We start from the raw sequence: 26,048 nt of genomic DNA, 5'->3' as shown, positions 1-26,048 counted from the left end.
AATCCCGAAGGCTGAAACCCATCCCCACCCTTTTCCAGTTAACATAGGCTCGAAATGCCCTTAGGTATATCAAGGGTGTTACCCAAAATCTCTTAGTGCGCCTCCATATGGCTTTGAGCTTTTCGGGATTGCTCGTCATCCAGCGCAAAATCAAACTGGCTATGACAATGGCAACTATAAGTATCGTTAATTGAATCAGTAATTGAATCGCTAGATGCATCTGGCCTAATTCCTTTCTGTCATGTTCAGTTCTCTTCTTGCAGCAACTTTCCAGGAAACCATGGCTCGGATTCGGGGAAAAAGCTTGCTGCTTTCAACCGTTGCCACATGAATTCTCCATATATGGGGCTAACCCCGGAAGGTTCCTACTAAATACACGGCTCAGGATGCCTTCGCAAAATCAACAGCATCATCGCTACCCGCCACGAGGGTGCTGTAGCTTCGACGGAGTTGGCCCATTTACACGTTACACGCAGAATACACCAAGACCCCGTCTATACGAAACGGTGAGAACACTGATTTTTCTGTGATGGTTACCCCCAAATTTTCCTTATGGTTAAACATAATCAACAGGAAACTTACACGGTTTGATATTTGTTACTGCCGACTCATTTTCGAGACAAGCGTTGGAGGGTTATAATTTAGCCAGGCAGTATCATCTTCCAGGCATTTCTCTGTTTTGCGTCAACCTGATCCGCAGAGGGTCGATACTCCAAGGATTAAGGAAAAAATGACTCTCTTGACAACAGGAGATCAAAAGGCTAAATTGTCGAGTATACAGTGCATGTCTGATATTTCACCCTTTCCCGATTACGACCCGAGGAAACGATGAAACTAGCCACCAAGTTAATCCTGATTTTCCTCCTTCTTTCTCTCATCCCGGTGATCATTGTTGGTTACGTGGCTTATGACCATGGCCGGAAAACCATCGAAGATGACACGCTGGAAAACCTCATCTCAATCAACGCCTACAAGGCTACACAGTTCACAGGCTGGATGAATTCTAATGAGACTGCGGTCGATATACTGTCTGCCCATTCCTACATGTTGGAGAAATTGAAAGCGATGGGATCACTTGACCGGACGGACCCAGCATACCGGGAAGCCCGTCAGGGTATCGTTGATCGTCTCTTCGCGGCGGCAATTGAAGGGGTCGGTTTGGACGAAATGTTTCTCCTCAGAGCCAGCGATGGACTGGTGTTTGTCTCCTCGAATGAGGCCAGAGAGGGACAATACGGGGTGGGGGAGCCTTTTTTTGAGGAAGGTAAGCAAGGGATGTATGTCCAGACTGTCTGCTGCCAGTCTCCTCCGTCGTCAACCTCCGCCATTGTTATCGGAATGCCCGTCAAAGACAATCAAGGCAACCTTGTCGCTGTGCTTGCAGGTCGCGTCGATATACAGGAGCTGTCCTCCGACATTCTGGCCAGAGGGGCCGATTCAAAGCAAACCCAGAACACATGCCTGATTGATGAATCCTATCAGTTTGTCACCGTCCCGGAATTTGGTAAGGGAAATGTTCAGGACCAAGCCGTTCTGGCCGTGAACAGGGAAGCGCCCCCCAATCCGGGCGGACCCATTGCTTTCCACGGCCTGTACCATAACTACCGGGGCGTGCCGGTCATTGGAGCCGGTCAATGGATACCGGAGTGGAAGTTATACATTCAGACAGAGGTAGATCAAGCCGAAGCATTTACACCGGTCCGCAATTTACGGAACATAATTTTGATCATCGGTGCCGGTATGGCGCTGGGGGTGATATTCCTGGCCCTGTTTTTCAGCCGTACTATTACCTTACCGGTCCGTCGTCTTTCGCAGGGAGCAGAGGAGATCAGCCGGGGCAATCTGGATTACCGGATGAACGCGAAGGACAGGGATGAACTCGGCGATCTCTCCCGTTCGTTTGACCGGATGGCTGAGACACTCAGGACAACAACCGTTTCGCGCGACAAATTAACTGTGGAAATCGCCGAACGTAAGCGCGCACAGGAGAATATAAACCGCCGGCTGGAGTTCGAGAAGACCATAGCCATCATCTCTGCTCGATTTGTGGGGAATGACGATATTGACAGCGCCATCAAAGAGGCACTGCAGGATATGGCTGTGCTGAGCGGAGCCCATCGAGCTTATCTGTTTCTGTTGCGAGAAGATAGCAATATCATCGACAACACCCACGAGTGGTGCGCCGAGGGAGTATCTCCCCAGATAAGTAATCTGCAAGGAATACCCTGCAATAAATTCGAAGGTGTGGACAAGATGCGCTCCGGAGAGGGGATGCACATTCCAGATGTTTCCATGCTTTCCCTTGAGAATACCCGGGAGAGAAATCTCCGATTGCTTCTGGAGAGCCAGGAAATCAAATCACTCATCATTGTTCCTCTGTTTATGGCAAACCGGTGGGCAGGGCTCATCGGTTTTGACAATGTTTCCACAGCCGGAAAGTGGAAAGAGGATGACAGAGCCCTGCTCCAGCTATCCGCCGACATCATAGGCAATGCTTTGGAGAAGACGCGAGCCTGGAAAGCGCTCGCCGCGAGCGAAGAGCGATATCGGCTCCACTTTCAGAATGCGTCCGACATCATCGTCAGCTTTGACACAGAGATTCGCATTCTCGATGTCTCACCGTCAATCGAAACGATGCTGGGATATACACCATCCGAGTTGATCGGCAGGAAGGCGGTCGATGTTGGCATCATCTCAGAGAAATCAGCGCAGGAGATCGTTTTCAACCTGAACCACTTCCTTCCCGGCGAAGCGATGCCGCCTCGTACCTACAGGTTCATCTGCAAGAACGGAACGATTAAACTTGGCGAGGTAACCAATACCCCCCTTATTGTGGAAGGAAAGATTACAGCGTATACCTCTGTGGTGCGAGATGTAACGGAGCGAAGGCAAGCGGAAAGGGCGCTCCGCGAGAGTGAAGAGAAATACCGTACTGTGGTGAACAACATTCCGGATACCGTGTGGATAGTCGAGCAGGGAAAGGGGATCGCTTTCGTTAGCCCCAATGTGCAGGCAATCATGGGATGTGCGCCGGAAGAACTGCGTCAGGGAGGAATCCGTGGTTGGCTGGGAAACGTTCACCCTGATGACCTCAACAATGTGAAAATTGCTTTGAGGGCCCTCGATGAGGAAGGGATTTACTTTGCTATCGAGCACAGGTTCAGGCGAAAGGACGGGGAATGGCTATGGTTATATACCAGAGCCGTTAATTCCTATGAGCAAGACGGCAAACGGTATTTCTATGGTTTGACCTCGGACATCACCGACCGAAAACGGGCAGAGAAACAGTCCGCCATTCAGCAGAATCTGGCTCAATCCTTATCTGCTACCGACGAACTCGATAAGGGCGCCGCCCTGTGCCTTGAGGCGGCCATCGCCGCCTCCGGAATGGACTCGGGAGGCATCTACCTCGTTGATGAAGATACAGGGGGAATAAGGCTGGTATGTCACCACGGATTATCAGCCGATTTCATTGATTCTGTTTCATACTATGGCCCCGATTCCCCCAATACCCGTCTGGTGATGAACGCGGTGCCACTGTATACTGAGTTCTCGAAGGTTAACATACCTTCAAAAGAAGCAGAGCAGATGGAGGGTCTGCGGGCCATTGCAATACTTCCGATTGTTCATGAGGGCCGGTTGGTCGCCTGCCTCCACGTAACTTCTCACACTGAAGAAAGATTTTCCGTCCACGCTCGTATTGCACTCGAGCAGATCACAGGACATGTGGGGGAAGGTATTGCCCGGCTGGTTGCAGAAGAAGCGCTGCGTCATAGTGAGGAGCGATACCGGCTCCATTTCGAGAATGTATCCGATGTCATCGCTGAGTTTGACCAGGAACTCAGGCTTATTGACGTTTCGCCCTCGGCTGAGAGGCTTGGCGGATATGTCCTCGCGGAACTGATGGGAAAGAGATGGCTGGAGATAGGCGTCATCGCAGAGGATTCATTGCAGGAACTGCATCACAATCTAGATCACATCTTCGCAGGTGAGACGCTTCCCAATCCAACCTATAAATTCATCTCCAAAGACGGAGCCGTACGATTTGGCGAGGTGACCCATTCTCCAATTTTCAGCGAGGGAAAGGCAGTGACGTACCTTGCTGTCATTCGTGACGTCACGGAGCGTAGACAGGCCGAGGAAGAATTACGTCGCCTGAGTGTAACCGATGAGTTGACCGGCGTTCCGAATCGCCGCCGTTTCTACGATGTGGTCGAAACGGAGATCAACCGAGCCCTTGCAGACGGCAGTTCATTCTCGCTGGTAATGCTCGACCTCGATCGATTCAAGCTGTACAATGACACTTACGGGCACACAAATGGCGATAAGGTCCTTCAAGAGTTCGCCCGACTGCTGGAAACTTCTCTTAAGAACAATGACATGGTTTTTCGCTACGGCGGCGACGAGTTCATCCTGCTGGTGCGCTCAACTCATGTTAAAAAAGCAGACAAGATTGCTAGGCGCATCAGACAAAAATGGGAGGAGAGAGTCAAGTCCAGTTTTCCTTCCTCAGAGATGCTTTTGCAGATCAGTGCAGGGATAGTTGACTTCCCCGATGATGGAGATACCATAGACAGCCTGATGAATCTGGTTGATATCGCTCTTTATCAGTCAAAGCGACGCGGGGGGGCTACCACCACGCGGGTGTCCGATCTGGACGAGCTGGCAGCTTCGGGAGTCTTGGGCTTGGCGACGCTGGACCAGATTTATGCTCTGGCCGCCGCAGTAGATGCCAGGGACAAAGAAATGTATGGTCATGCTACAAGGGTAGCAGGTCTGTGTGAAAGGATTGGCAAGGCGATGGGGTTGACTCAGATGGACCTGGTAAAGTTGCACTCTGCCGCCATCCTGCACGATATCGGTAAATTCGGCGTCTCTGATGCGATCCTGAGCAAACCGGGAAAACCTACGGAAGAAGAGTGGGCGCTCCTCACAAGGCACTCTGCCGAGGGAGCGAAGATTGTGGAACACGTCAAAGACCTGGCGGACATTGTGCCGGATATCCGCCACCATCATGAATGGTATGATGGCAGCGGATATCCGGGCCGGTTGAAGAGCATAGAGATTCCAATCCGTGCCAGGATCATCTCCGTAGCTGATACTTACGATACCCTGACCTCTGCCCGATCCTATGCTGATGTGATGTCGCACACAGAAGCGATGGCCGAATTGCAAAGATGCAGCGGAAGCCAGTTTGATCCCGCCATCATTGGCGTGTTTTTCAGGGTTATGGGAGAACAGCAAAGCCCGATGGCCTAACTCTGAGCCTTGACAAACAGTCTCCTGTTAAAGCTGCAATCGCCCGGTAACACCAGATGTCAATGGCTCACCAACGATTCTTACTGTTTCGCCGTAATCCACACAGTACGTCAATACCGCCTCTCTGCTTATCAGCCCTGCATCGTAAAGGTGTATCAGAGATTCATCCATAGACCGCATACCCAATTGCTGACCGGTGCGGATAACGTTGGCTAGTTGGTGTATCTTGCCTTCCCGAATGAGGCTCTTCACCGCCGGGTTTCCCAGCATGACCTCCACTGCGGGAACTCGTCCTGATCCATCCACACGAGCCAGCAATCTCTGGGATAATACTCCTTGAAGCACCTCGGCCAGTCTTGCCTGGGCGAAGATCTGCTGATTCGGGGGAAACAGATCAATTATCCTGTCAATTGAACTGGGAGCATTGGAAGCATGCCCCGTGGACAACACCAATTGGCCGGTCTCCGCGGCCGTCAGCACCATCATCGCCGTATCAACATCTCGCATTTCCCCAACCAGAATGACTTCCGGGTCCTGCCGAAGCACATGCTTCAGCGCCTGAGCGAACGAATGGGTGTCAGATCCCACCTCTCGCTGCGAGATCATGCACCGATCGCTGGCGTAAACATACTCGATGGGGTCCTCAATGGTGATAACTCGTCGTTCCCTGGTTTGATTCAAGTGCTGTATCATTGCTGCTAACGTGGTCGATTTGCCGCATCCCGAGGGTCCGGTTACCAACACCAATCCATTCGGTTTGAGGGCCAGGTCCCTGCAGACCAGGGGCAAACCGATAGCCTCGATGTTGATTGGGGGTGACTCTAGGTGTCGGAAGACGAGGCTGATGGTTCCCTTCTGCCGGCAAGCATTAGCCCGGAAGCGAGATCCATGTGGGACAGTATAGGCAAAATCCAGCTCCAAATCGCGAGAGAATGTGCTCTGCTGATTCTCATCTGTCACCGAATTGAAAGCCTGTATCAGCTCAGCAGGAGTAATCGGCTCACATTGAATATTTATCAACTGTCCGTCGACCCTCAGCGCCGGACGGACTCCGACCATGAGGTGAAGGTCTGAGGCATTCTTCTGATCCGCCAAACGCAGTAGTTCATTGATTTCCATTTTTCCCTCCCTGAGAAACAGAATTGAAAAAGCCAAACACTGCTTCACTAAACGATGCGTGGTATCGCATTCGCCCTTGCCCCGAACGCTCCTCCTCGGGCATCAAAGGTGACACGTCGAGAGTAACTATCCGTTGATCTTTCCGGATTAAAGATGCCTGTCTCGTTGGCCTTGTGAGCGGGGCTCTTCACATTTTGGCCGTCGGCGATGCCTTCTCGCCCGCCTTCCACGGCCCTTACCTTGCGGGGTTCCACAGTGACCGTTATCCGATGAACATTCATTCTTCCAGACATAAGCAACTGCCGGGATTGCCCGTGAGACTGTTCGAATTTAGATTCCAGTACCGGAGTTATCCGGACATCGTTGATGCCAGGGGTATCGGCTAGAATACTGACCATGGCTTGTGGCTCATCGAGATAAACGGCGATCAAGCAACCATCCCGGTGCGAGCCGCTGGAGTATTGAAATCTGCATTTATGCTTCTTCATCTGTCTCATGATGTTTATTACATGAGCATTGTCAAAAGGCGGAGCAATGTATATCTCCATATCTCCCGCGAAGATCTCGGGATCGTCAATGGCGTATTTTCCGTTGGGGGCGTTCTGCGCTGTTGTTAACATAACCTATATCTCCTTCAACCATAATTAGTATAGGGAGGGAAGGTCAACGAAAGGGTCAATGAGCATAAACAGAAGGTAACAGTAAGGTTAAGAAGTGATATACACCGGGTCAACGATTGGTTAATAAGACAACCTGCATACTCACAAACAACTGCTCCTCTGTGAAAACCGATCCCTATCTCCCTCTAATTGTGGTAGAATAGGCACGTTATGCCTGAAAATATCCTTGTGGCAGCTGCCTGGCCTTATGCCAATGGCCCACTTCATCTAGGACATCTGGCCGGAGCCTATCTTCCAGCCGATATCTTCGCCCGATACCATCGCCTTAAGGGAGATCGGGTATTAATGGTTTCAGGCAGCGACATGCACGGCACTCCTATCACGGTCAGAGCAGAGAAAGAGGGAACGACTCCTGAGCAGGTGGCAACCGCCAGTCACCAGAGCTTTCTGGACTCATGGAAGAAGGTAGGAATTTCCTTTGACCTGTTTACTTCCACCCACACAGTCAATCACACCCGGGTGGTTCATGACATTTTCAACACCCTCAACCAAAAGGGCTACATTTACAAAGCCAGCATGCCGTCTGCCTACTGCCCGAAATGCCAGCGATTCCTTCCCGATCGCTACGTCGAAGGCGAGTGCCCATACTGCCACGCTTCCGGTGCGCGAGGAGACCAGTGTGATGCCTGTGGCAAGCCGATAAATCCCAGCGAGTTGATCAACCTGCGCTGCATCCTCTGCGGCGGATCCCCTGAAATCCGGGAGACAGAGCATTTCTTTTTCAAGCTGTCGGCGTTCAGTGAACAATTGGAATCCTGGGCAAGGACACAGAATCAGTGGAGACCGAACGTGCTCAGCTTCACCCTGAGGTATATCAATGAAGGTCTTCGGGATCGAGCTATCACTCGCGACCTGGAATGGGGTGTTCCCGTTCCAATCGCCGGATTTGATAGCAAGCGCATCTATGTTTGGTTTGAAGCCGTGATCGGATATCTCTCGGCCAGCCAGGAATGGGCACAGATCCACGGCGATCCGGAGATGTGGCGACCGTTCTGGCAAAAGGATGCTAAAGCCTATTACTTCATCGGGAAGGACAATATTCCTTTTCACACCCTCATCTGGCCCGCGATGCTGATGGGCTACGAGGGACTCAATTTACCTTATGATGTCCCAGCCAACGAGTTCTTGACACTGGAGGCCAGGAAATTCTCCACCAGCCGCAACTGGGCGGTCTGGCTTCCCGATTATCTAGAACGCTATGATCCTGATCCGCTCCGTTATATTCTTTCAGTAAATATGCCGGAGACCGGCGATACCGATTTCTCCTGGCGAGAATTCGTGCGGCGTAATAATGATGAACTGGTGGCTACCTATGGCAACCTCGTCAATCGGGTGGTCAGCTTTACCTATCGCAATTTCGATGGGCATATCCCACCGGTTGGAGAACTCGATGCTGCCGATAATGCGCTTCTTGGAAAAGCAAGGGCCGCCTTGGGTAGCGTCGGCCAATCCCTCTCAGCGTGCCACTTTAAGGAAGGGATAAAGGCTGCGTTTGCGTTTGCCCAGGAGGCCAACCGGTATCTCGACGAGAAAGCCCCGTGGAAAGCTATCAAGCAGAACAAAGAGGCTGCCGGTCAAACTCTGGCCGTAGCGCTCGGAGCGATCTCCTGTCTGGCAACAGTGCTTTATCCCTACCTGCCGTTCAGTTCAGAAAAAGTCCATCGTCTTCTTGGTTCTGCCGGAGATATCCGGGATGGCGGCTGGAATTTCAAATTCCCGCTTACCGGACAGGCGCTGGCCCAACCTGAACCCCTCTTCAAAAAGCTCGATGAAGATGTCGTCGCTGCAGAAACGAGCAGATTGGGCTAAGAGGGTTTGGAGGATTCACCCTCTTCAGAATAGATGGCCTGATCTCATCGCAATGACACAGAGATTTGCATCGAAACAAAGGTGTTCTGACTTATGAGGATCGAAACCATTTTCGAGCCTGTCAAAAACGAGATGCCCCTGGTGATGGAAACGCTGGGAAGCGTCGCCGATGTCGATTATCCGCAGCTTGCCGATATCGCCAGACATGTGATGAGCGGCCTTGGCAAAGGGATTCGTCCAGCCCTTACCCTGCTCTCCGGAAAGTTTAACCAATACAATCTGGATCGGCTGGTCCCGATGGCTGCCGCCACGGAGTTGCTCCACGTGGCTTCTCTGGTTCACGATGATACCATCGATAAGTCGCCGCTCCGAAGAGGTCTTCCAACGCTCTATAACATCTGGGGCGATAGCGCCGCCACCATAGCAGGCGACTACCTCTTTGCCAAATCTGCCGAACTGGCCGCCGTCCCCGGGAATCTAAGGGCGGTCAGACTTTTTGCCCAGACGCTGATGGCATTGGCCAAAGGTGAACTGGAAGAGAATTTGAGCGTCTATGACTGGCAGCAGAGCCGGGAAGACTACTTCAGGCGAATAACCGGAAAAACCGCTGCCCTGTTTGCCATGGCTGCCGAGTCGGGCGCCATTCTCAGTGATAGCCCCGAGGAGCACGTTCAATCTCTCAAGTCGTATGGTCTGAATCTGGGCCTTGCATTCCAGGTTATCGACGACTTGCTGGACTTCACCGGGGATGAGGCGGTGATGGGCAAGCCAGTAGGCAATGATCTCCTCCAAGGCATATTGACACTGCCTGCCCTACTCTACCTTGAACAGCGCCCGGACGATAACCCTGTTAAGCGAGGATTCGAGAACAAAGGGAAGGGAAAAGAGTTGCGTCATGCCATCACGCAAATACAGCAATCGCCTTTCATCGCAGAGTCTTATTCCGTAGCCAAAGACCTCGTTCAGAGAGCCAAGCAATCTATCAATCCCCTGCCCGATAGCCCGGCCAAGAGTTCGCTGTTGAGCTTGGCTGACTACGTACTGGAACGCGATAAGTAGAATAACGGATGCGCCGTACAGCCATCCGTCCTTTGGTCAGGCACTGCACTTCACTGCATCTCTGTGACGAGAGATTTAGTTCATCTTCGGCCATGAAATATCACAGCCCCTGTTTCCTTCACTTCCGCGGATGTGGCGATTATAATACAAACAATGGCCGGGTGCGTACCGCCCCAATTCTCTGAGGTTCTCTGCCGGGCTCGGGAAAATCGGCCGAAAGAAGAGGGAGTCTCCTTCAATGACTTCTAGAAGAAGGATTTCCAGTCAAAGACTCGTCTTCGATAGGAGCCGGCGGCATGACCAGCAACAGTAAAAGCAACGGGGGAAGGCAAATGAAACAAATACTCCTTTTCGGTTTGATGTTGGCGCTCTTGGTATGCGCTTGCGGAAAGGATGAGGACTCCACTCCGACACTATCGGCCTCTTCCCTTACGCCGGAAGAGATCATCGCTACGGCCTCGCCCAAACTGGATAACCTGACCAGTTTCCATTTTGCTCTAAGCCAGGAAGGTGGTGGGACCCCGATAAATATGGGACTCGAGATGACCGGAGCTTCTGGCGATATTGCGCCGCCCGATAAGCTCAAGATGAAGATCGAGGCCACATGGGGCCGAATGTTCGTTGAGGCGGAACTGATCACCGTCGGCACGGTGACCTATATGACCAATCCCCTGAACAGTAGTTGGGAACTTCTTTCGGAAGATTTTAACGCTGTCTCACTGTTCCAGCCTGGTACTGGCATCAAGGCGGTGATGGAAAGCGTCACCGGACTTTCGATGATGACGGACGAAAAGTCAGGCGGGGTCATATGCTTTCATATGAGCGGAACCCTGTTTTCTGAAACGCTGAATTCCATCGCCGTGGGGCATGCTGCTGAAGGATTGCCTGTCAGGACCGATATCTGGATCGGCGTCGAGGATTTCCTGCTTCGCAAAGTTGTCTTCGATGGCCGAATTTGTGAGGACGAGAAGGAGGGCATCATCAGGACACTGGACATTTCCAGATTCAACCAGCCCGTCACCATCCAGTTACCCGAATGATTCCAAAGAAGAACCGCACGCTGTGCCTCTAGCCTGCCATTATGGAAGAATCCAAGACGAGAGTCCCTTCCCATAATCTCATCCTCTTTGCTGTTTGTGCTGGCATTTTTGTTGCTGCCCTTGACCAGACAGTGATATACGGCGCTCTCAATGAGATCATGTTTGATCTTCACATGAATGTCACCCGCCTGGACCAAGTGTCATGGCTAGTCAGTGGCTATCTTCTGGGATATACGTTCGCGATGCCTCTGGTGGGGCGAATCTCCGACGTCTACGGTCATCGTCGAATGTACATCCTCTCGCTGCTGGTTTTTATGGTAGGCTCAGTACTGATTGCATTGATGGCCAGCTTTAACTATATTCTGGCCGCCCGGGTGGTGCAGGCAATTGGGGGGGGGGCGGTAGTGCCAGTTGGCATGGCTATTATCGGGGATACCTATCCGCTAGCCAGAAGAGCCATCGCCCTGGGAATTCTCGGCGGGGCAGTGGAACTGGGAGGAGCGCTCGGTCCTCTGTATGGTTCTGTAATTGCCGAATATCTCGATTGGCATTGGATATTCTGGATCAACGTTCCTGTGGGGCTGATAGTTATTCCACTGATATACTTTTTTGTAAAACCGAGCCAGCAGGTCCGGGCATCGGTGGATTACCGGGGTGGTCTGATGATTGCGGCGGCGCTTGCTTTCATGAGCATTGGGCTCTCGCAACAACTGCACCGTCCAAATGCCGAGTTTTATATGGCTGGTTTGCTGTTAGCTTCCATCTTCCTCTTCGGGTTGTTTATCCTTCGAGAACAGAGGGCGGCAGAGCCTCTTGTCAAACTTCATCTGTTTAGAGATAGCACCTTCTCTGCGGCTAACATCACTCATTTGTTCATCGGTGGCGCGCTTATCATCGCTATTGTTATCGTTCCCGTAATGGCTGCTACACTTATGGGAGTGGAAGGCGTGGGACTGGGACTGAGGCTGGGGCGGCTTACCTTTGCTATCCCTATCGGAGCGGTGATAGGAGGTTTTCTGTGCCATCGATTGGGATATCGCATTCCCACGGCTGTGGGGTTGCTCCTGAGCGCCGGGGGGTTCTTGTTTTTGTGGCGGTGGACAGATTCAGTGGCTGAACCCTGGCTCACGATACACCTGGTAATGTGCGGCCTTGGATTTGGGCTGGTCATCGCGCCTATCACCACTGCTGTCCTCAACTCAGTCGGTGAGGGAGATCGGGGGGTCGCCTCGGCACTGGTGACATCAATGCGCATGATCGGGATGATCATCGGGCTGGCGCTGATGAATTCATGGGGAATGGGTCATTTTCATGTAATGGCAGCCGGGATGTCACTGCAACAAATTGAGGATAAACTCCCCCCGCTGGTGCTGGACCTCTTTCACAACTTCTTCCTTGCCGCTGCAATCGTGTGCCTGCTGGCGCTTGTGCCGGCAATGTGGATTCGGCGCAGAGAAGAATTGAGTGAGTCCTGAACCAGCCCCATATGTGAAGAATCTGGCTACTGTGCCAGGGTTCTGACCAATTCCAGCAAGTGCAAATCCAGTGGCTTCTTGGTGGCGACTACTTCTTCCAGCGGTGTAGGCACAATTTCGTCCTTTATCAGCCCCATCAACACTCCGTGCTCACCTTTGGCCAGGTGGTCCGTTGCTGCTACGCCCAATCGGGTAGCCAGCAATCGATCAAAGGCGCTGGGTACACCGCCGCGCTGCACGTGTCCCAGGGTGGTCAGCCGCAAATCGAACCCCAACCGATGCTGGTGTTTCTGGAAGTGCTCCATGAGCTTGATGCCATTGTATTTGGCACCTTCAGCCACCACTACCAGGGCGTGTGGTTTGCCTCGTCCATAGGCGCTGATGATTTGACTGGCCACTATTTCAGGATCTGTTTCCATCTCCGGGATAACCACCGTTTCAGCTCCACCGGCAAGCCCGGACATCAAAGCCAGGTATCCACAATCGCGCCCCATAACTTCTACAAGGATGGCTCGTTGATGGGATGAGGCAGTGACTTTCAGCCTGTCGATGGATTCTAGGGCTATATTCAGGGCTGTGTCTACCCCGATGGTAACCTCTGATCCGTAGAGGTCATTATCGATAGTGGAGGCAATGCCGATGACTGGGAACTTCATCTTGGATAGAGCGTGGGCCCCGGTCTGAGATCCATTTCCTCCGATGACAACCAGCGCCTCGATGCCATGTTCATGAAGCGTCCTTAGCGCTTTGATTCGTCCTTCCTCTGTCCTGAATTCAGGACAGCGGCTGCTGCGTAACATAGTGCCGCCCATTTGCATAATACCGCCCACATCCCGAGCCCCGAGCGGCACCATCGTATCATTGATAAGGCCGGCATATCCATTTCGAACGCCGAATACGCCCCAACCCTTATCCGCGGCGGTGCGTGCCACAGATCTGATAGCAGCATTCATGCCGGGAGCATCCCCTCCGCTGGTTAACACTGCAATTCTTTTCATCTCAAAACCTCCTGGAATCCCATAACCTACCCACTCCCTACCCTCCTCGAACCAGCCGATCTTGTAGTAGAGAGCCACTGCCTGAGACCAACATTCGACTGTAGCAGTTGTGCACTTTGGTGCAATTCTAGCTTTGTCTGCACTTCATGTCAAGAAGCCGCTGAAGTTTTTGAAATGCTCCGATTTTCCTCATAACCTCCTCCACGGTAACTGCGCAAGCCTGAAGACAAAAAATGTGCGGGCTCACTCATCCCTGTTTTGAGGTGGTCTTAGAATGCTTGACACGAGATAGTTTATTCGATAAACTATCAACCAATGTGAAGAGTCCTCAGATAGGGGAGCGTTGATGCGGAAAACCAGCATCTGAGATGGGGTATTGACACAACGGCGCGGATATTCCTCGTTCTGCACCGGAGAATGCATCAAGACATCTTCAGAGAAGCATATGATGCCGAAAACGGATCAGACAGAAACAAAGGATCACGGCTGGGACGGGGGCGACACCGCAGGATTCCACTCTTTACCCAGACGCCAGATAGTGCTCACCATGGCCGCAGTGATGCTGGCCATGTTTTTGTCGTCTATGGACTCGACAGTAGTGGGCACTGCCATGCCACGTATCATCGCCGACCTCGGCGGATTCGCCCATTATACCTGGGTGACCACAGCCTATTTGGTAACCTCCACCACGGTAGTACCCATTATAGGCAAGCTGACGGATATTTACGGGAGAAAATGGATTTGCATCGTCGGGATTGCCATCTTTCTGCTGGGATCTATTCTCTCAGGGCTCAGCCAGACGATGACCCAGCTCATTCTTTTCCGGGCCTTCCAGGGCATCGGTGCTGGAGTGATGATGGCCAATTCCTTCATCATTATCGGAGATCTCTTTCCGCCTGCAGAGCGGGGTAAGTATTCCGGGATTATCACTGCGGTCTTTGGCCTATCAGCTGTGATCGGCCCCATGATCGGAGGCTTTGTTACCGATAACCTTTCATGGCACTGGATTTTCTTCATCAACATCCCGGTCGGTATCCCGGCGATCATTTTCTTTATCCTGTTCTTTCCCAAGGTGCAACCGGCAGCCACCGGACAGCGCCTTGATTATCTGGGCGTGATTACGCTGGTGCTGGCGGTGGTACCCATTCTACTGGGTCTCTCCTGGGGTGGGTCGGAATATGCATGGATTTCAGCACAGATCATCGGGACGTTAGCCTTTGGAGTAATTTCAGCCGGCCTTTTCTTTTGGGTGGAGTCGCGTGCCGTTGAGCCCCTTATCCCCCTTAGTATCTTTCGGGGCCGTATTATTGGCATTTCGATGATCGCCACTTTTCTCACCGGATTCGGCATGTTCGGCGGTATTGTGTTCATCCCGCTCTTTTTCCAGGGGGTGCTGGGTTCATCGGCGACCAGCAGCGGTAGTTTCCTCACCCCTATGATGCTGGGAATGGTAGCTGGCAGTATTCTTTCCGGACAGGCACTTTCCCGCATGGGAGGCCACTATCGGACTCAAGCGCTGGTGGGGTTAACGGTCATGGCGCTTGGTACAGGCTTGCTTTCCCGGATGACGGTAGGTACCACACACGGGCAGACGATCTTTAACATTGCGCTTATGGGATTCGGGCTTGGCATAACAATGCCCGTCTTTACTATTGCTGTTCAGAACGCGGTCCCCTACCGCCTGATGGGCGTGGCCACATCGTCCATTCAGTTCATTCGCTCTATTGGCGGCACTCTGGGGCTGGCTGTCTTTGGCTCGGTGATGACCAACCGATTCTCCTCTGACCTGACGCACGCAGTCCCACCAAGTGTCAAGGATGCCCTACAGCAGGGGCAACTTTCATCAATGGCACACAACCCACAAGCGCTTGTCAGTCCTGAAGCTCAGGAGCAACTTCATTCCCAGTTCAACCAGCTGGGCCCCCAAGGCGAAGGGCTGTTCCAACAACTCGTGGACGCGCTACGGCACGCGCTTTCCTCGGCCATCACCGAGGTATTTCTTATAGGATTAATCGTGGCGCTGATTGCATTGGCAGCCACAGTCTTCCTCAAAGAAATCCCCCTGCAGGGGAAGCGGAATATCAGTGTAGAGTCCACATCTCCACGGTCGGAGCCGGAGAAAGCCTCCGGGATTTAGTTCGCCCGTGTGACGTTTCATCGGAGGAACCAATAGCGCAGACGTATCCCGATCTTCTTTACACTGTCACCTTGCTTTGCTACACTCTAATCACTTATTTCTTCCGTCCAATCACAATAAGACACATGAGGTGCAAACATGGCGGCAAAAAAGGGAGACTACCCGCATAAAGAAACAAAGAAGCCCAAGAAGGACACCAAGAAAATCAAGAGTGTCAGCAGCATCCTGCCACCTCCACCGTCGGTGGAAGTGATCAAGAAACAAAGACCACCTAGGAAGACTGAGTCTGAGCAAGAGGGATAGTAGGTGGGGAGAACCGTAGAATCCCCATGGTAACTGGGCATAGCCTGACTGAACTCGCCTGCCTATCAGCCATAGTGCACGGCCGAGTGCAGGGAGTATACTTCCGCGCTTTCGCCGAAGAGCAAGCGAGACGCCTGGGGCTCACTGGATACGTGAGAAACCTTCTCGTAGAAAGATCGGTTCAGGTGGTTGCTGAGGGAGAGAGAGCAAAGCTGGAAGAGCTCGCAACTCGTCTCAAGGCTGGGCCATCCGGAGCGAGGGTAGAGGAAATAGACATCAAGTGGGAAGCGTACACCAAGAGTTTCAGCAATTTCGAAATCAGACACTGATGGTATCCTAAGGGATATACCCTTTTGATTGAAATGGCATGAACGTCCGATTCCGGCAGACTTTCAATTGACTTCCCGGCCTCTATTCCTCATGCAAAACCGGCGACATGTAACATCATCGGTGTCAATCCCAACGGAGGCTTTCGAGAGAGCGGTGATACATTCCTGATCCCGACTGTACGCGATATATCTATAGGGGCTTAACGCAATATGCCCTTGTAGAATTCCCCAAAAAAGTGGGGGAAAACGGGCTTGAGTCAGTCCACTAGAACACTTTGAAAAATAGTTCCGAACAAAGCCATCGAGGAAATGACATAATATCGGTATCCAATTGACTCATGGGAGTCATTCATACTACAATGATTACGGCAACGTTCACCAGGAAATCGGATTGCAGGTGATGGTTTCGGTAATAATCAATACGCGCAGGGTAGAACTGTAACTTAGTGCGATCATTAGGGGCAGGTTACCCCGTTCAGAATCGCTATCAAGGAATGGCGGTTCTCGGAGACTAACAGAGGTATTAATGGAACACGGCTACTCAGCCCAGGATATCCAGGTACTCAAGGAAATTGAAGCTGTAAGGCTAAGGCCAGGGATGTATATCGGCAGCACCGATCAGCGGGGGCTGCATCATCTCATCCACGAGATAGTCGATAACAGCATCGATGAAGCGATGGCCGGTTATTGCAACCGTGTCTGCATCGTCATCCACGCCGATAACAGCGTCACTGTAATTGATAACGGCCGCGGTATTCCGGTTGATATTCACCCCACCACCAAAGTTTCCGCGTTGGAAACAGTGATGACCACGCTACATGCCGGGGCCAAATTCGGCGGAGGGTCCTACAAGGTTTCCGGCGGGCTACATGGGGTAGGTGCCTCCGTGGTGAACGCTCTCTCCGAGTGGCTGATAGTTGAGGTCAAGCGCGATAGTAAACTATATCGCCTGGAATTCAGAAGGGGCATTCCCACAAAAAGTATCGAAATAGTCGGAGAGTCCGATGAAAATGGGACCACCGTCACTTTCCTTGCGGACACTGATATCTTCCACGAACTGGATTATGACTTCCACATCATATCCCAGAGATTTCGTGAAGTCGCCTATCTGAACAAAGGGGTCTGGATCGATTTCAGGGATGAAAGGCAAGATCGCCAGATAAGCTTCTGTTTCGAGGGAGGTATCGTCAGTTTCGCTCATCAACTCAATCGCAAGCGAGCGGTGATTCACTCAAAACCGATTCACATTGCCAAGGTCATCGATAACAACACTGTGGAAGTCGCTCTTCAGTATAATGAGGGCTTCAATGAATCGACATTCTCCTTTGCCAACTGTATAAATACCATCGATGGTGGAACGCACCTCACCGGCTTTCGCACCGCCCTTACCCGGGCGCTGAATGACTACGCCAGAAAAAGCAAAATACTGAAAGAGACCGATTCTAATCTTTCCGGAGAGGATGTAAGAGAGGGGTTGGTAGCTGTTGTCAGTGTCAAACTCACTGATCCCCAATTCGAGGGTCAGACCAAGACCAGGCTGGGCAATTCAGAGTTGAAAAGCCAAGTGGAGACGACTGTCTACGAGGGTTTAGCCTACTACCTCGAGGAACACCCACAAGAATCCAAGCGTATTCTGGAGAAGTGTCTCACCACAGCCCGAGCGCGTGAGGCTGCTAGAAAGGCCCGGGAACTGGTCACCAAAAAGGGTCTGTTTGATAACAATAGTCTGCCCGGTAAGCTGGCCGATTGCTCTGAGAAGAGTCCAGATAAGCGCGAGCTCTATCTCGTTGAGGGAGATTCAGCCGGAGGTTCAGCCAAGCAAGGCAGGGATCGCAATTTCCAGGCCATATTGCCGCTGAAGGGAAAAATCCTCAATGTGGAAAAAGCTCGGCCGGAGAAGATGCTGGCTCATGAAGAGATTCGAGCGCTCATTGTGGCGGTAGGAGCGGGCGCGGGAACCGGTAATGGCACACAGTTCGATGTCGCCAAGATTCGCTATCATCGCATTATCATCATGACCGATGCTGATGTGGATGGCTCTCATATTCGTTGTCTGCTGCTGACATTCTTTTTCCGCTATATGCCTGAACTGATCACCATGGGTCATCTTTATATTGCTCAGCCACCGCTCTATCGTTTGAAGAAAGGCAAAGCGCATCACTGGGTTTACTCCGATACGGAGAAAGATGATCTGACTGGCCAACTGGGGAGCAAAGGTCTCGAAATCCAGCGGTATAAAGGTCTGGGAGAAATGAATCCCCAGCAACTCTGGGAGACCACCATGAACCCGGAGACCCGCGTGATGTTAAAAGTGGAGATTGAGGATGCCATCCGGGCAAACGAGGTTGTGGAGATGCTCATGGGAGAAGATGTTCCGCCCCGGAAGGCCTTCATACAAGCCCATGCACAGCAGGTTCGGAATTTGGATATTTGAAGACTGATGAAGAACTGAGTTCTCATTGGTTGCCAAGAGAACTCATATAAGGGTATAATACGCTACGTATTTAAGGACAAGAGAAATGCCAAAAAGAACTTATCAACCAAAGAAAATTCCCAGGAAACGCAAGCACGGTTTTTTGCACAGGATGAGCACAAAGGACGGGCGAGCAGTTTTGAGCCGAAGGCGACTGGCAGGTCGTCATAAATTGACTGTATAGACTGTGCAAGAATACATCGCTTGGCACAGATGCGAAGAGGGGAACGGCTTAACAGGGGTTCGCAAATCGATGCAGTCTTCAAGTGCGGGAAGGCTTCGGCTAATGACTTTATGGTCCTGAGAGCCATGCCAAACGGCTTGGAGGTCAGTCGGTTTTGCTTTGTTGTCAGCAAAAAAGTAGGGAAAAAGGCCGTCTTACGAAACAGGGTAAAACGGCTCTTGCGTGAGGCGGTGAGGCTGAATCCGATTCAACCGGGCTGGGACATCGTGATCATCGCTAGAAATCGAGCTGCCGGGGCGCGCTATGATGATATAGAGGCAGCCTTGATCGGGCTAATGAATCGAGCCGATCTACTGGTGAGAAACTAGATGAAGAAGATTGCCCTGGCCTTGATCAGCTTCTATAAGAAAGCAATTTCCCCTGTATTGCCACCTGCCTGCCGCTATCAGCCAACATGCTCGGAGTACGGGTATGAAGCGATCAGCCGATATGGGTTTTTGAAAGGCGGGTGGCTGACCGCCAAGCGCATTGTCCGATGTAATCCCTTTGCCAAGGGCGGAGTAGACCCGGTGCCTTAAGTTTTTAATTTATGCAATTTTTATATAGACCGATGCCAATTTCACAAATTAAACCAGTCGCGAAGCTCCTGTTCATCCTCCTCCTCTGTAGCTTGTTCCTTGTAGGATGTGTGGGGCGCATATCTACCCCTGACGGATGGGCTGGCCCAGTAGTATCCGACAATACCCTCTATGCCACTTCGCAGAAGAACGGCATGTTCTTGGCCATAGACCTGTCAAATCCAGGCAAGGTTCCCGTCAATCTGACCCCCAGAATCGGAGAAAAACAAACAAATTTCTTCGGATGTGAATCGACCACCTCTTCGGACCTGGTCAACTACGGTGCACCCGTTGTCTCGGACGGAATTGCCTACATTGCTGCGTATGACGGGAAAATTTACGCTGTAGATGCAATAACCGGCATGGAGATGTGGCGGCCTGTAGAGACAAAAGGTCCCATTGTCGCCAGCCCTGTGCTTTCCGGGACCACGCTCGTCGTGGCGTCCAACAACAAGCTGTATGCCATCAATACCTCGGATGGCACCCTTCTCTGGGCTAAACCCTTCAAAGCCAGCGGTAAAATATGGTCGAGCCCGGCTATTGCGGGCGACAAAGTCTATTTCGGCAGCCTCGGGCACAAGCTTTATGCCGTCACTCTGGCCTCGGGCAAGCTCTTCTGGGAAAAGGGATTCGACGCACCAGTTGCAGCGGAACCCTTGATTGTCGATGGCACCATCTACGTTGGCACCTTCGAGGGTAAATTCTATGCCCTTGATGCCGAAACGGGCGATCAAAAGTGGGATGAACCTTTCAAGGCAAATGACTGGTTCTGGAGCAAAGCTGCATACCACAACGGCACGATCTATATTGGCTCGCTGGATAAAAACGTCTATGCCATCGATGCCGCTACGGGTAAATCCAGATGGAGCCCACCGGTATCAACTGCAGGACCGATCAGGTCAGCCACAGTCGTTGTTCCTGAACATAATTTGCTACTGGTAGCCTGCAAGTCTGATCAGGGTTTTGTCTATGGAATCGACCTTGAAACAGGCAAGGAGAAGTGGCTGCCTCAGAATCTGGGAAAGATATACGCCGACCCGTGGGTCGAGGGCAATACCGTCTATTATCTCAATCGGCATGATGATCTCTATGCGCTGGATGCCCAAACAGGCGTCTCGCTTTTGTTAGCATCGCTGGATCAGAAATAGCGAGGAAGAACCTTGATTGAACTCTGGCATAAAATCCTGCTTGAACCGCTGATCAATGGCCTCTTGGTGTTATCCGGAGTATTTGGAGGCAGTTTCGGAATGGCGATCATCGCCCTGACGATACTGGTGAATCTGGCGGTTCTTCCCTTGACGCTACGCCAGCTTAGAGCCACCAAGTCAATGCAGATGCTGCAGCCCAAGATGAAGGAACTGCAGAAAAAATACGCCAAGGATAAAGCAAAGCTTCAACAAGAGACTCTAAAGCTCTATAAGGAATCTGGAGTAAACCCCCTAGGCTGTGTCTTTCCGCTGCTGGTGCAAATGCCTATTCTGATTGCTCTCTACCAGGCTATTATGCAATCCCTCGCAACGACGCCGGAGCGCCTCTTTGGGCTGTCCCAGAACCTCTATTCATGGTCACCTGTTCAGCAAGCCGTACCTCCAGATAACAGTTTTCTCTGGCTGGATATGGCCGCTCCCAACTTATTCATCACCCTCCTGATTATGGCGTCCATGTGGATTTCTCAAAAGATGTCCGCCACACCATCGACAGATCCCCAGCAGCAGCAAATGCAGAACATGATGCAATGGATGATGCCCATCATGTTTGGATTAATCTTTATGGCTTTCCCCAGCGGACTGGGTCTATATGTGGTAGTTGGGAACCTCTTCCGCATCATCATGCAGTATTTTGTGATGGGGAATTGGGGAGAGCTGGCAAACGTGTTACCTGGCAGAACTTCGTCTGGCCCGGATGCAAAGGAGCCCAAGAAGAAGAAGGAAATACCTTATTCCGCCAACATTACAAAGAATCTCAAATCGGCCAATAAGAAAACCAAAGCAAGTACAATTGCAGAGGATGGTAAACGGGATGGAACCGCTGGAAATAAGCGCAAAAAACGTTGATGAAGCCGTTAATCTGGCTTTAAGCAAGCTGGGACTGAGCCGCTCTGAAGTAACGATCGAGGTATTACAGGAGGGGAAGAGCGGCATCTTTCGATGGGGAGGGGAGGATGCAAAGGTCAGAGTGACCCCGCTGATATCAGCAGACGACGAGATAATAGAAGAGAGTGAGTCACCGGTAGAAATCAGCGCTCTGGCGGATGTGGCCAGAGAGGCGACGGAGAAGCTCCTCTCCCTGATGGATGTGCCAGCCACTGTTGAGGTGACTGGAGAGGGAAATGATCAGTCTCCCATGGTGATCGAGATTAGCGATGGCGATCTCGGGATTCTAATTGGGCGACGGGGACAGAGCCTCATGGCATTGCAGTATATTGTGAATTTCATGGTCAGCCGGAAGTTTGAAAGCAATGCCAGAGTCACCATTGATGTTGGCGGATATCGGAAGCGGCGGCAGAAGGAGTTGGAAGCCCTGGCCCTGAGGGTTGCGGATGTAGTGAGCTCCTCCAAGAGGCCCATAACGCTGGAGGCCATGCCAGCGTCGGAGCGGAGAATCATACACATCACACTGAAAGATACGCCAGCGGTTACCACTGGCAGCATCGGTTTTGGTGATAATCGCAAGGTTGTTGTATCCCCCGAATAATCCCCAAGCGAAGCAGCAATCAATAAGGATGTCACTCTGGCAGAGGTAAAGATTCCTGATGTTCCGACCCGTATCCAACAAGCCTAATTTTCCTGATCTTGAGCAGAACATTCTCCGGTTCTGGCGGGAGGAGAATGTTTTTCGTAAAAGCGTGAAGCAACGCTCAGACGGACCTCTCTATATGCTCTACGATGGCCCGCCGACGGTTAACGCCAGCCCCGGCATCCATCATGTACTATCGCGAGTCTTCAAGGACGTGTTCCCTCGGTATAAGGCTATGCGCGGCTATTACACTCCCCGTATTGCCGGGTGGGACACTCACGGGTTGCCGGTGGAGTTGGGAATCGAGGAGGCGCTGGGGTTTTCTTCCAAGACGGAGATTGAATCCTACGGGATCGGGAACTTCAACGCCAAATGCCGCGAGAAGGTAACGGGGAATATCGGCCTGTGGAATGACTTGACTGAGCGGATTGGTTTCTGGATTGACCTAGACCATCCCTATATCACTTACAATAACAGCTACATCGAAACGTGTTGGTGGCTGATCAAGCAGCTCTGGGATAAAGGACTTGTTTATCAGGGATATCGGGTGACTCCGCACTGTCCCCGATGCGGAACTTCCCTCAGTTCCCATGAGGTAGCGCTGGGGTACAAGGATGACACGCCGGACCCTTCGGTTTACATAAAGTTTAAGCTCCATCGGAGTGAATCCAAAGGAGAAAACCTGCCCCGTCTGCCGGAGGACAAGCCCGTATATTTGCTGGCGTGGACCACCACACCATGGACCCTTCCGGGAAACACGGCTCTGGCAGTTGCCCCGGATTCGGAATACATCTTATTGCAGAACGAGAATGAGTATCTCATTCTCGCCCTGGCGCGAGTAGAAAGTGTAGGATTTGAAGGATATCATCGGGTTGATACTGATCAGCCAATCTTTGGCCGCGATCTCGTTGGGATCCGTTATGAGCCTCTGTACGACCCGCTTGAATACAAGGTGCCCGATATCCGGCTATACAGAGATGGCGAGTGGGTATGGGAATGGGGAGTCGAAGACTTCCCGCCCCAGTTCCCTGTGGTCGCTGGCGACTTCGTTTCCATGGACGACGGCACGGGCATTGTGCATATCGCGCCGGCTTTTGGCGAGATCGACTTCGAGATGGGGAAGGCGAATAACCTTCCGCTGGTTAAGCCCGTAGATTTGCAGGGGAAAATGGCGGGCGAATATTCCTTTAAGGGGCTGTTCGTTAAGGATGCCGATCCTCTTATTCTGAAGGACCTGAAATCGCGCGGCCTTCTCTATCGGAAGGAGACCATCAAACATACTTACCCCTTCTGCTGGCGTTGCGCCACGCCGCTTCTTTATTACGCCAAGCCTTCCTGGTACATCAAGACCACTGCCAGAAAAGGGGCCCTTCTTCAGGGTAATGAGCAGATCAACTGGTACCCGGATCATATTAAGCGCGGCAGGTTTGGCGATTGGCTGCAAAACAATGTTGACTGGGCTTTCTCTCGCGAACGATACTGGGGCACTCCGCTGCCGGTATGGAAATGCGAAGCATGCGGCAAAGTGGAATGCATCGGCGGATTTGAGGAACTTCAGAGCAAGCCTGGCGTAGCCGGAATCGCGGGTGAGCCGGACTTCCACCGTCCATGGGTGGATGGGATCACGTTCGCTTGCCAATGCGGCAACACAATGCGCCGGGTTCCAGAGGTCATCGATTGCTGGTTTGATTCCGGCGCGATGCCTTTTGCGCAGTTCCACTACAATTTCGAGAACAAGACCCTGCTCACCGATGGCCGTTTTCCGGCGGATTACATCTGCGAGGCCATCGACCAGACCCGGGGTTGGTTTTACAGTTTACATGCCATTTCCGAACTCGTTTTCGATCAGCCCAGCTTCAAGAATGTGATCTGTCTGGGCCACATCCTCGATGCCGAGGGTGAGAAGATGAGCAAATCCAAGGGGAATGTGGTCGAACCATGGCAGGTAATCAACACCTACGGAGCCGATGCCTTGCGCTGGTATCTGGTAACTTCATCGCCTCCGGGCAATGTGCGCCGTTTTTCCGCCGAGGCCATTCTGGAAGGCTTGCGCCGTTTCCTCCTGACGCTTTGGAACACCTATTCTTTCTTTGTGACCTATGCCAATATCGATAAGTTTGACCCTGGCAAGTCAGAAGCCCCGGCCAGCCGACCGGAACTCGACCGCTGGATTATTTCGGAGCTGAACCATCTGATCACGGAAGTCACTAAGTCCTTCGATAACTACGATGCCACCGCTGCAGGCAGGAAGATCGAGAGCTTTGTGGATGATCTTTCCAACTGGTATATCCGCAGGAGCCGACGCCGTTTCTGGAAGAGTGAGAACGATACCGATAAGCAATCGGCTTACTTCACGCTTTATGAGTGCCTTACAACATTGGCCAAGCTATTGGCTCCGATCACGCCGTTCGTAGCCGAGGAGATTTACCAGAATCTGGTGAGTAACTGCTATCCAGATGCTCCCCAGAGTGTACATCTGGCCGATTTCCCGGTTGCCGATGCGTCTAAAATCGATCAGAAACTGTCCGATGAGACCCGGCTGGTGATGAAAGTGACCAGCCTCGGGCGCTCTGCCCGCAGCAAGGCAGCCATCAAGGTGCGCCAACCATTGGCCAGAGTGGTCGTCAAGGTCAGAACCAAATCCGAGGAGGAAAGCCTCAACAAACTTCGGGGCCAGATACTCGATGAACTGAACATCAAGGAAATGACGGCCACTGTTGATGAAAGCATTCTGGTCGATTATGAGATCAAACCGAATCTGGCGTTGCTTGGGCCTAAATACGGAAAGAACCTTGGCCGGATAAGGACTGAGCTTGGCAACCTCGATCCACAGGAAGTAGCCGCCGGAGCCAGGGCAGGAAAGGAAATTCCAGTCGGCGATTTCAGGCTTTTGCCGGAAGAGGTGATTGTCTCCACCAAATCCAAGCAGGGCTATGCGGTCATCGAAGAGGACGGAAATGTGGTGGGGGTAACAACCGAGATTTCGTCCGACCTCGCCGATGAAGGTATGGCGCGGGAGATTGTACATTGCCTCCAGACCATGAGGCGCTCTGCCGGTTTCGATATTGCCGATTACATCCGAACCTACTATCAGGCAGGCGAAAACATCCGGCGAGTGATGACGAAATACTCCTCATATATCAAGCAGGAGACCCTGTCGGGAGAACTCACTGAGGCATTTTCCCCTGGTGGAGCCTATCTAGAGCAGCACCAGTTTGATGGCTGCGATGTCACTCTGGCGGTGAAAAGGCAATAGATTTTGTGTCAGGCTGGGCGGAGACGTGGTGTCTCCGCCCAGCCTGATCCGAATTTCATTCACCCAAATCGATGGGCACCGGCTCTCCGTCCACCCAGTGAACGTAAAAGCCCGATATGCTGCTCTTGCCACCCGCCCCGATCTTCAGCGGCCCCACGGGGGAATCGTATTCGAGCCCAATTGCAGCCTCCGCGACCTTGGCAGGATCATCGGTTCCAGCCTTCTCTATCGCCTTGATGGCAAGCAGCAGCGGACTGTAAATGATGGGATGGTTCGATAGGGGAACATCTTCCGCACGCGAATACTTCTTCTTCCATGCGGGATCCACTACGCACTTTTCGGCCCAGAGATCAGCGAATTCCCTCTGTGCAGCACTCCCCTGACCATGCAGATACACGAATGGTGTATACCAGCCGTTAGCTCCGGGAGTCTTCCCAACCCCGCTGAAGTTAGCCCAACTTCCGCAGTTTCGAAGCTGACAGGTGCTTCTCCCGAACGTAAAGTTGGTACTACATTGCTTTAATTTTCATTCGCTGAGGGAGGTGCAGCCCAAGCATCTGGAGGAGAACTGCCT

At 52.1% G+C, this 26,048-nt stretch carries 19 protein-coding genes and 1 pseudogene; 16 read left to right on the top strand and 4 right to left on the bottom strand.

The features are described from left to right. The first annotated feature begins 828 nt into the window (after window positions 1-828). Window positions 829-5,259 carry a PAS domain S-box protein gene (locus PHV74_00710; protein MDD5092890.1) on the top strand — a complete coding sequence of 1,477 codons (4,431 nt, stop codon included), beginning with the start codon at window positions 829-831 and terminating at the stop codon, window positions 5,257-5,259. A 27-nt stretch (window positions 5,260-5,286) separates the two neighbouring features. Here PHV74_00710 and PHV74_00705 read toward each other — a convergent pair whose 3' ends face one another. Both PHV74_00705 and PHV74_00700 read right to left on the bottom strand, forming a co-directional pair. Next, the gene (locus PHV74_00705; protein ID MDD5092889.1) at window positions 5,287-6,378 is read right to left on the bottom strand and encodes a PilT/PilU family type 4a pilus ATPase; all 1,092 of its coding nucleotides are present in this window, start codon (window positions 6,376-6,378) and stop codon (window positions 5,287-5,289) included. A gap of 47 nt (window positions 6,379-6,425) precedes the next feature. Beyond that, complete coding sequence (locus PHV74_00700; protein MDD5092888.1) at window positions 6,426-6,998, bottom strand: hypothetical protein; 573 nt, start codon at window positions 6,996-6,998, stop codon at window positions 6,426-6,428. Window positions 6,999-7,208: 210 nt separating this feature from the next. Between PHV74_00700 and metG the strand changes: the two genes are divergently transcribed. The 4 genes from metG (at window position 7,209) to PHV74_00680 (ending at window position 12,441) form a co-directional block, all read left to right on the top strand. Then, window positions 7,209-8,867 carry a methionine--tRNA ligase gene (gene metG, locus PHV74_00695; GenBank protein MDD5092887.1) on the top strand — a complete coding sequence of 553 codons (1,659 nt, stop codon included), beginning with the start codon at window positions 7,209-7,211 and terminating at the stop codon, window positions 8,865-8,867. Between the two features lie 93 nt (window positions 8,868-8,960). Further along, window positions 8,961-9,926, top strand: coding sequence for a polyprenyl synthetase family protein (locus tag PHV74_00690; GenBank protein MDD5092886.1), 966 nt, complete (start codon window positions 8,961-8,963; stop codon window positions 9,924-9,926). Between the two features lie 332 nt (window positions 9,927-10,258). Continuing rightward, window positions 10,259-10,966, top strand: a complete 708-nt coding sequence (locus tag PHV74_00685; GenBank protein MDD5092885.1) for an LppX_LprAFG lipoprotein — start codon at window positions 10,259-10,261, stop codon at window positions 10,964-10,966. A gap of 41 nt (window positions 10,967-11,007) precedes the next feature. After that, window positions 11,008-12,441, top strand: a complete 1,434-nt coding sequence (locus PHV74_00680) for an MFS transporter (protein ID MDD5092884.1) — start codon at window positions 11,008-11,010, stop codon at window positions 12,439-12,441. Between the two features lie 26 nt (window positions 12,442-12,467). Here PHV74_00680 and pfkA read toward each other — a convergent pair whose 3' ends face one another. Further along, window positions 12,468-13,439 (bottom strand): 6-phosphofructokinase, encoded by a 972-nt coding sequence (gene pfkA, locus PHV74_00675; GenBank protein ID MDD5092883.1) that lies wholly within the window; start codon window positions 13,437-13,439, stop codon window positions 12,468-12,470. Between the two features lie 445 nt (window positions 13,440-13,884). On the opposite strand from pfkA, the gene PHV74_00670 reads away from it, so the two are divergent. The 11 genes from PHV74_00670 (at window position 13,885) to ileS (ending at window position 25,474) form a co-directional block, all read left to right on the top strand. Continuing rightward, a complete protein-coding gene (locus tag PHV74_00670; GenBank protein ID MDD5092882.1) occupies window positions 13,885-15,576 on the top strand; it encodes an MDR family MFS transporter in 1,692 nt (563 codons plus the stop codon). Window positions 15,577-15,714: 138 nt separating this feature from the next. After that, window positions 15,715-15,879: a hypothetical protein gene (locus PHV74_00665; protein ID MDD5092881.1), complete on the top strand. Its 165-nt coding sequence runs from the start codon at window positions 15,715-15,717 to the stop codon at window positions 15,877-15,879. Window positions 15,880-15,905: 26 nt separating this feature from the next. Beyond that, complete coding sequence (locus PHV74_00660) at window positions 15,906-16,208, top strand: acylphosphatase (protein ID MDD5092880.1); 303 nt, start codon at window positions 15,906-15,908, stop codon at window positions 16,206-16,208. Window positions 16,209-16,734: 526 nt separating this feature from the next. Continuing rightward, window positions 16,735-18,642 carry a DNA topoisomerase (ATP-hydrolyzing) subunit B gene (gene gyrB, locus PHV74_00655; GenBank protein MDD5092879.1) on the top strand — a complete coding sequence of 636 codons (1,908 nt, stop codon included), beginning with the start codon at window positions 16,735-16,737 and terminating at the stop codon, window positions 18,640-18,642. An 85-nt stretch (window positions 18,643-18,727) separates the two neighbouring features. Then, a complete protein-coding gene (rpmH, locus tag PHV74_00650) occupies window positions 18,728-18,865 on the top strand; it encodes a 50S ribosomal protein L34 (protein ID MDD5092878.1) in 138 nt (45 codons plus the stop codon). Window positions 18,866-18,894: 29 nt separating this feature from the next. Then, on the top strand, window positions 18,895-19,233 hold the full coding sequence (gene rnpA / locus PHV74_00645; GenBank protein ID MDD5092877.1) for a ribonuclease P protein component: 339 nt from the start codon (window positions 18,895-18,897) through the stop codon (window positions 19,231-19,233). Next, on the top strand, window positions 19,234-19,443 hold the full coding sequence (yidD, locus tag PHV74_00640; protein MDD5092876.1) for a membrane protein insertion efficiency factor YidD: 210 nt from the start codon (window positions 19,234-19,236) through the stop codon (window positions 19,441-19,443). A 110-nt stretch (window positions 19,444-19,553) separates the two neighbouring features. Continuing rightward, on the top strand, window positions 19,554-20,630 hold the full coding sequence (locus PHV74_00635; protein MDD5092875.1) for a PQQ-binding-like beta-propeller repeat protein: 1,077 nt from the start codon (window positions 19,554-19,556) through the stop codon (window positions 20,628-20,630). Window positions 20,631-20,642: 12 nt separating this feature from the next. Beyond that, complete coding sequence (locus PHV74_00630) at window positions 20,643-21,536, top strand: YidC/Oxa1 family membrane protein insertase (GenBank protein ID MDD5092874.1); 894 nt, start codon at window positions 20,643-20,645, stop codon at window positions 21,534-21,536. Then, a complete protein-coding gene (locus PHV74_00625; GenBank protein MDD5092873.1) occupies window positions 21,502-22,176 on the top strand; it encodes a protein jag in 675 nt (224 codons plus the stop codon). Before PHV74_00630 ends, PHV74_00625 begins: the two co-directional genes overlap by 35 nt. Window positions 22,177-22,234: 58 nt before the next feature. Continuing rightward, entirely contained in the window at window positions 22,235-25,474 is a 3,240-nt protein-coding gene (gene ileS, locus PHV74_00620; protein ID MDD5092872.1) for an isoleucine--tRNA ligase, read from the top strand. Window positions 25,475-25,529: 55 nt separating this feature from the next. On the opposite strand, the pseudogene PHV74_00615 reads toward ileS, so the two are convergent. Continuing rightward, window positions 25,530-25,883 (bottom strand): annotated as a pseudogene (locus PHV74_00615) (transporter substrate-binding protein). Between the last annotated feature and the right edge of the window lie 165 nt (window positions 25,884-26,048).

Source organism: Dehalococcoidia bacterium (genome assembly GCA_028711995.1).
Lineage (GTDB): Bacteria > Chloroflexota > Dehalococcoidia > SZUA-161 > SpSt-899 > JAQTRE01.
This window is presented reverse-complemented; position numbering and strand designations above follow the sequence as displayed.

Coding starts and splice junctions, on each gene's coding strand:
- PHV74_00710 (MDD5092890.1), top strand. CDS start 829: ATGAAACTAGCCACCAAGTTAATCCTGATTTTCCTCCTTCTTTCTCTC.
- PHV74_00705 (MDD5092889.1), bottom strand. CDS start 6,378: ATGGAAATCAATGAACTACTGCGTTTGGCGGATCAGAAGAATGCCTCA.
- PHV74_00700 (MDD5092888.1), bottom strand. CDS start 6,998: ATGTTAACAACAGCGCAGAACGCCCCCAACGGAAAATACGCCATTGAC.
- metG (MDD5092887.1), top strand. CDS start 7,209: ATGCCTGAAAATATCCTTGTGGCAGCTGCCTGGCCTTATGCCAATGGC.
- PHV74_00690 (MDD5092886.1), top strand. CDS start 8,961: ATGAGGATCGAAACCATTTTCGAGCCTGTCAAAAACGAGATGCCCCTG.
- PHV74_00685 (MDD5092885.1), top strand. CDS start 10,259: ATGAAACAAATACTCCTTTTCGGTTTGATGTTGGCGCTCTTGGTATGC.
- PHV74_00680 (MDD5092884.1), top strand. CDS start 11,008: ATGGAAGAATCCAAGACGAGAGTCCCTTCCCATAATCTCATCCTCTTT.
- pfkA (MDD5092883.1), bottom strand. CDS start 13,439: ATGAAAAGAATTGCAGTGTTAACCAGCGGAGGGGATGCTCCCGGCATG.
- PHV74_00670 (MDD5092882.1), top strand. CDS start 13,885: ATGATGCCGAAAACGGATCAGACAGAAACAAAGGATCACGGCTGGGAC.
- PHV74_00665 (MDD5092881.1), top strand. CDS start 15,715: ATGGCGGCAAAAAAGGGAGACTACCCGCATAAAGAAACAAAGAAGCCC.
- PHV74_00660 (MDD5092880.1), top strand. CDS start 15,906: ATGGTAACTGGGCATAGCCTGACTGAACTCGCCTGCCTATCAGCCATA.
- gyrB (MDD5092879.1), top strand. CDS start 16,735: ATGGAACACGGCTACTCAGCCCAGGATATCCAGGTACTCAAGGAAATT.
- rpmH (MDD5092878.1), top strand. CDS start 18,728: ATGCCAAAAAGAACTTATCAACCAAAGAAAATTCCCAGGAAACGCAAG.
- rnpA (MDD5092877.1), top strand. CDS start 18,895: ATGCGAAGAGGGGAACGGCTTAACAGGGGTTCGCAAATCGATGCAGTC.
- yidD (MDD5092876.1), top strand. CDS start 19,234: ATGAAGAAGATTGCCCTGGCCTTGATCAGCTTCTATAAGAAAGCAATT.
- PHV74_00625 (MDD5092873.1), top strand. CDS start 21,502: ATGGAACCGCTGGAAATAAGCGCAAAAAACGTTGATGAAGCCGTTAAT.
- ileS (MDD5092872.1), top strand. CDS start 22,235: ATGTTCCGACCCGTATCCAACAAGCCTAATTTTCCTGATCTTGAGCAG.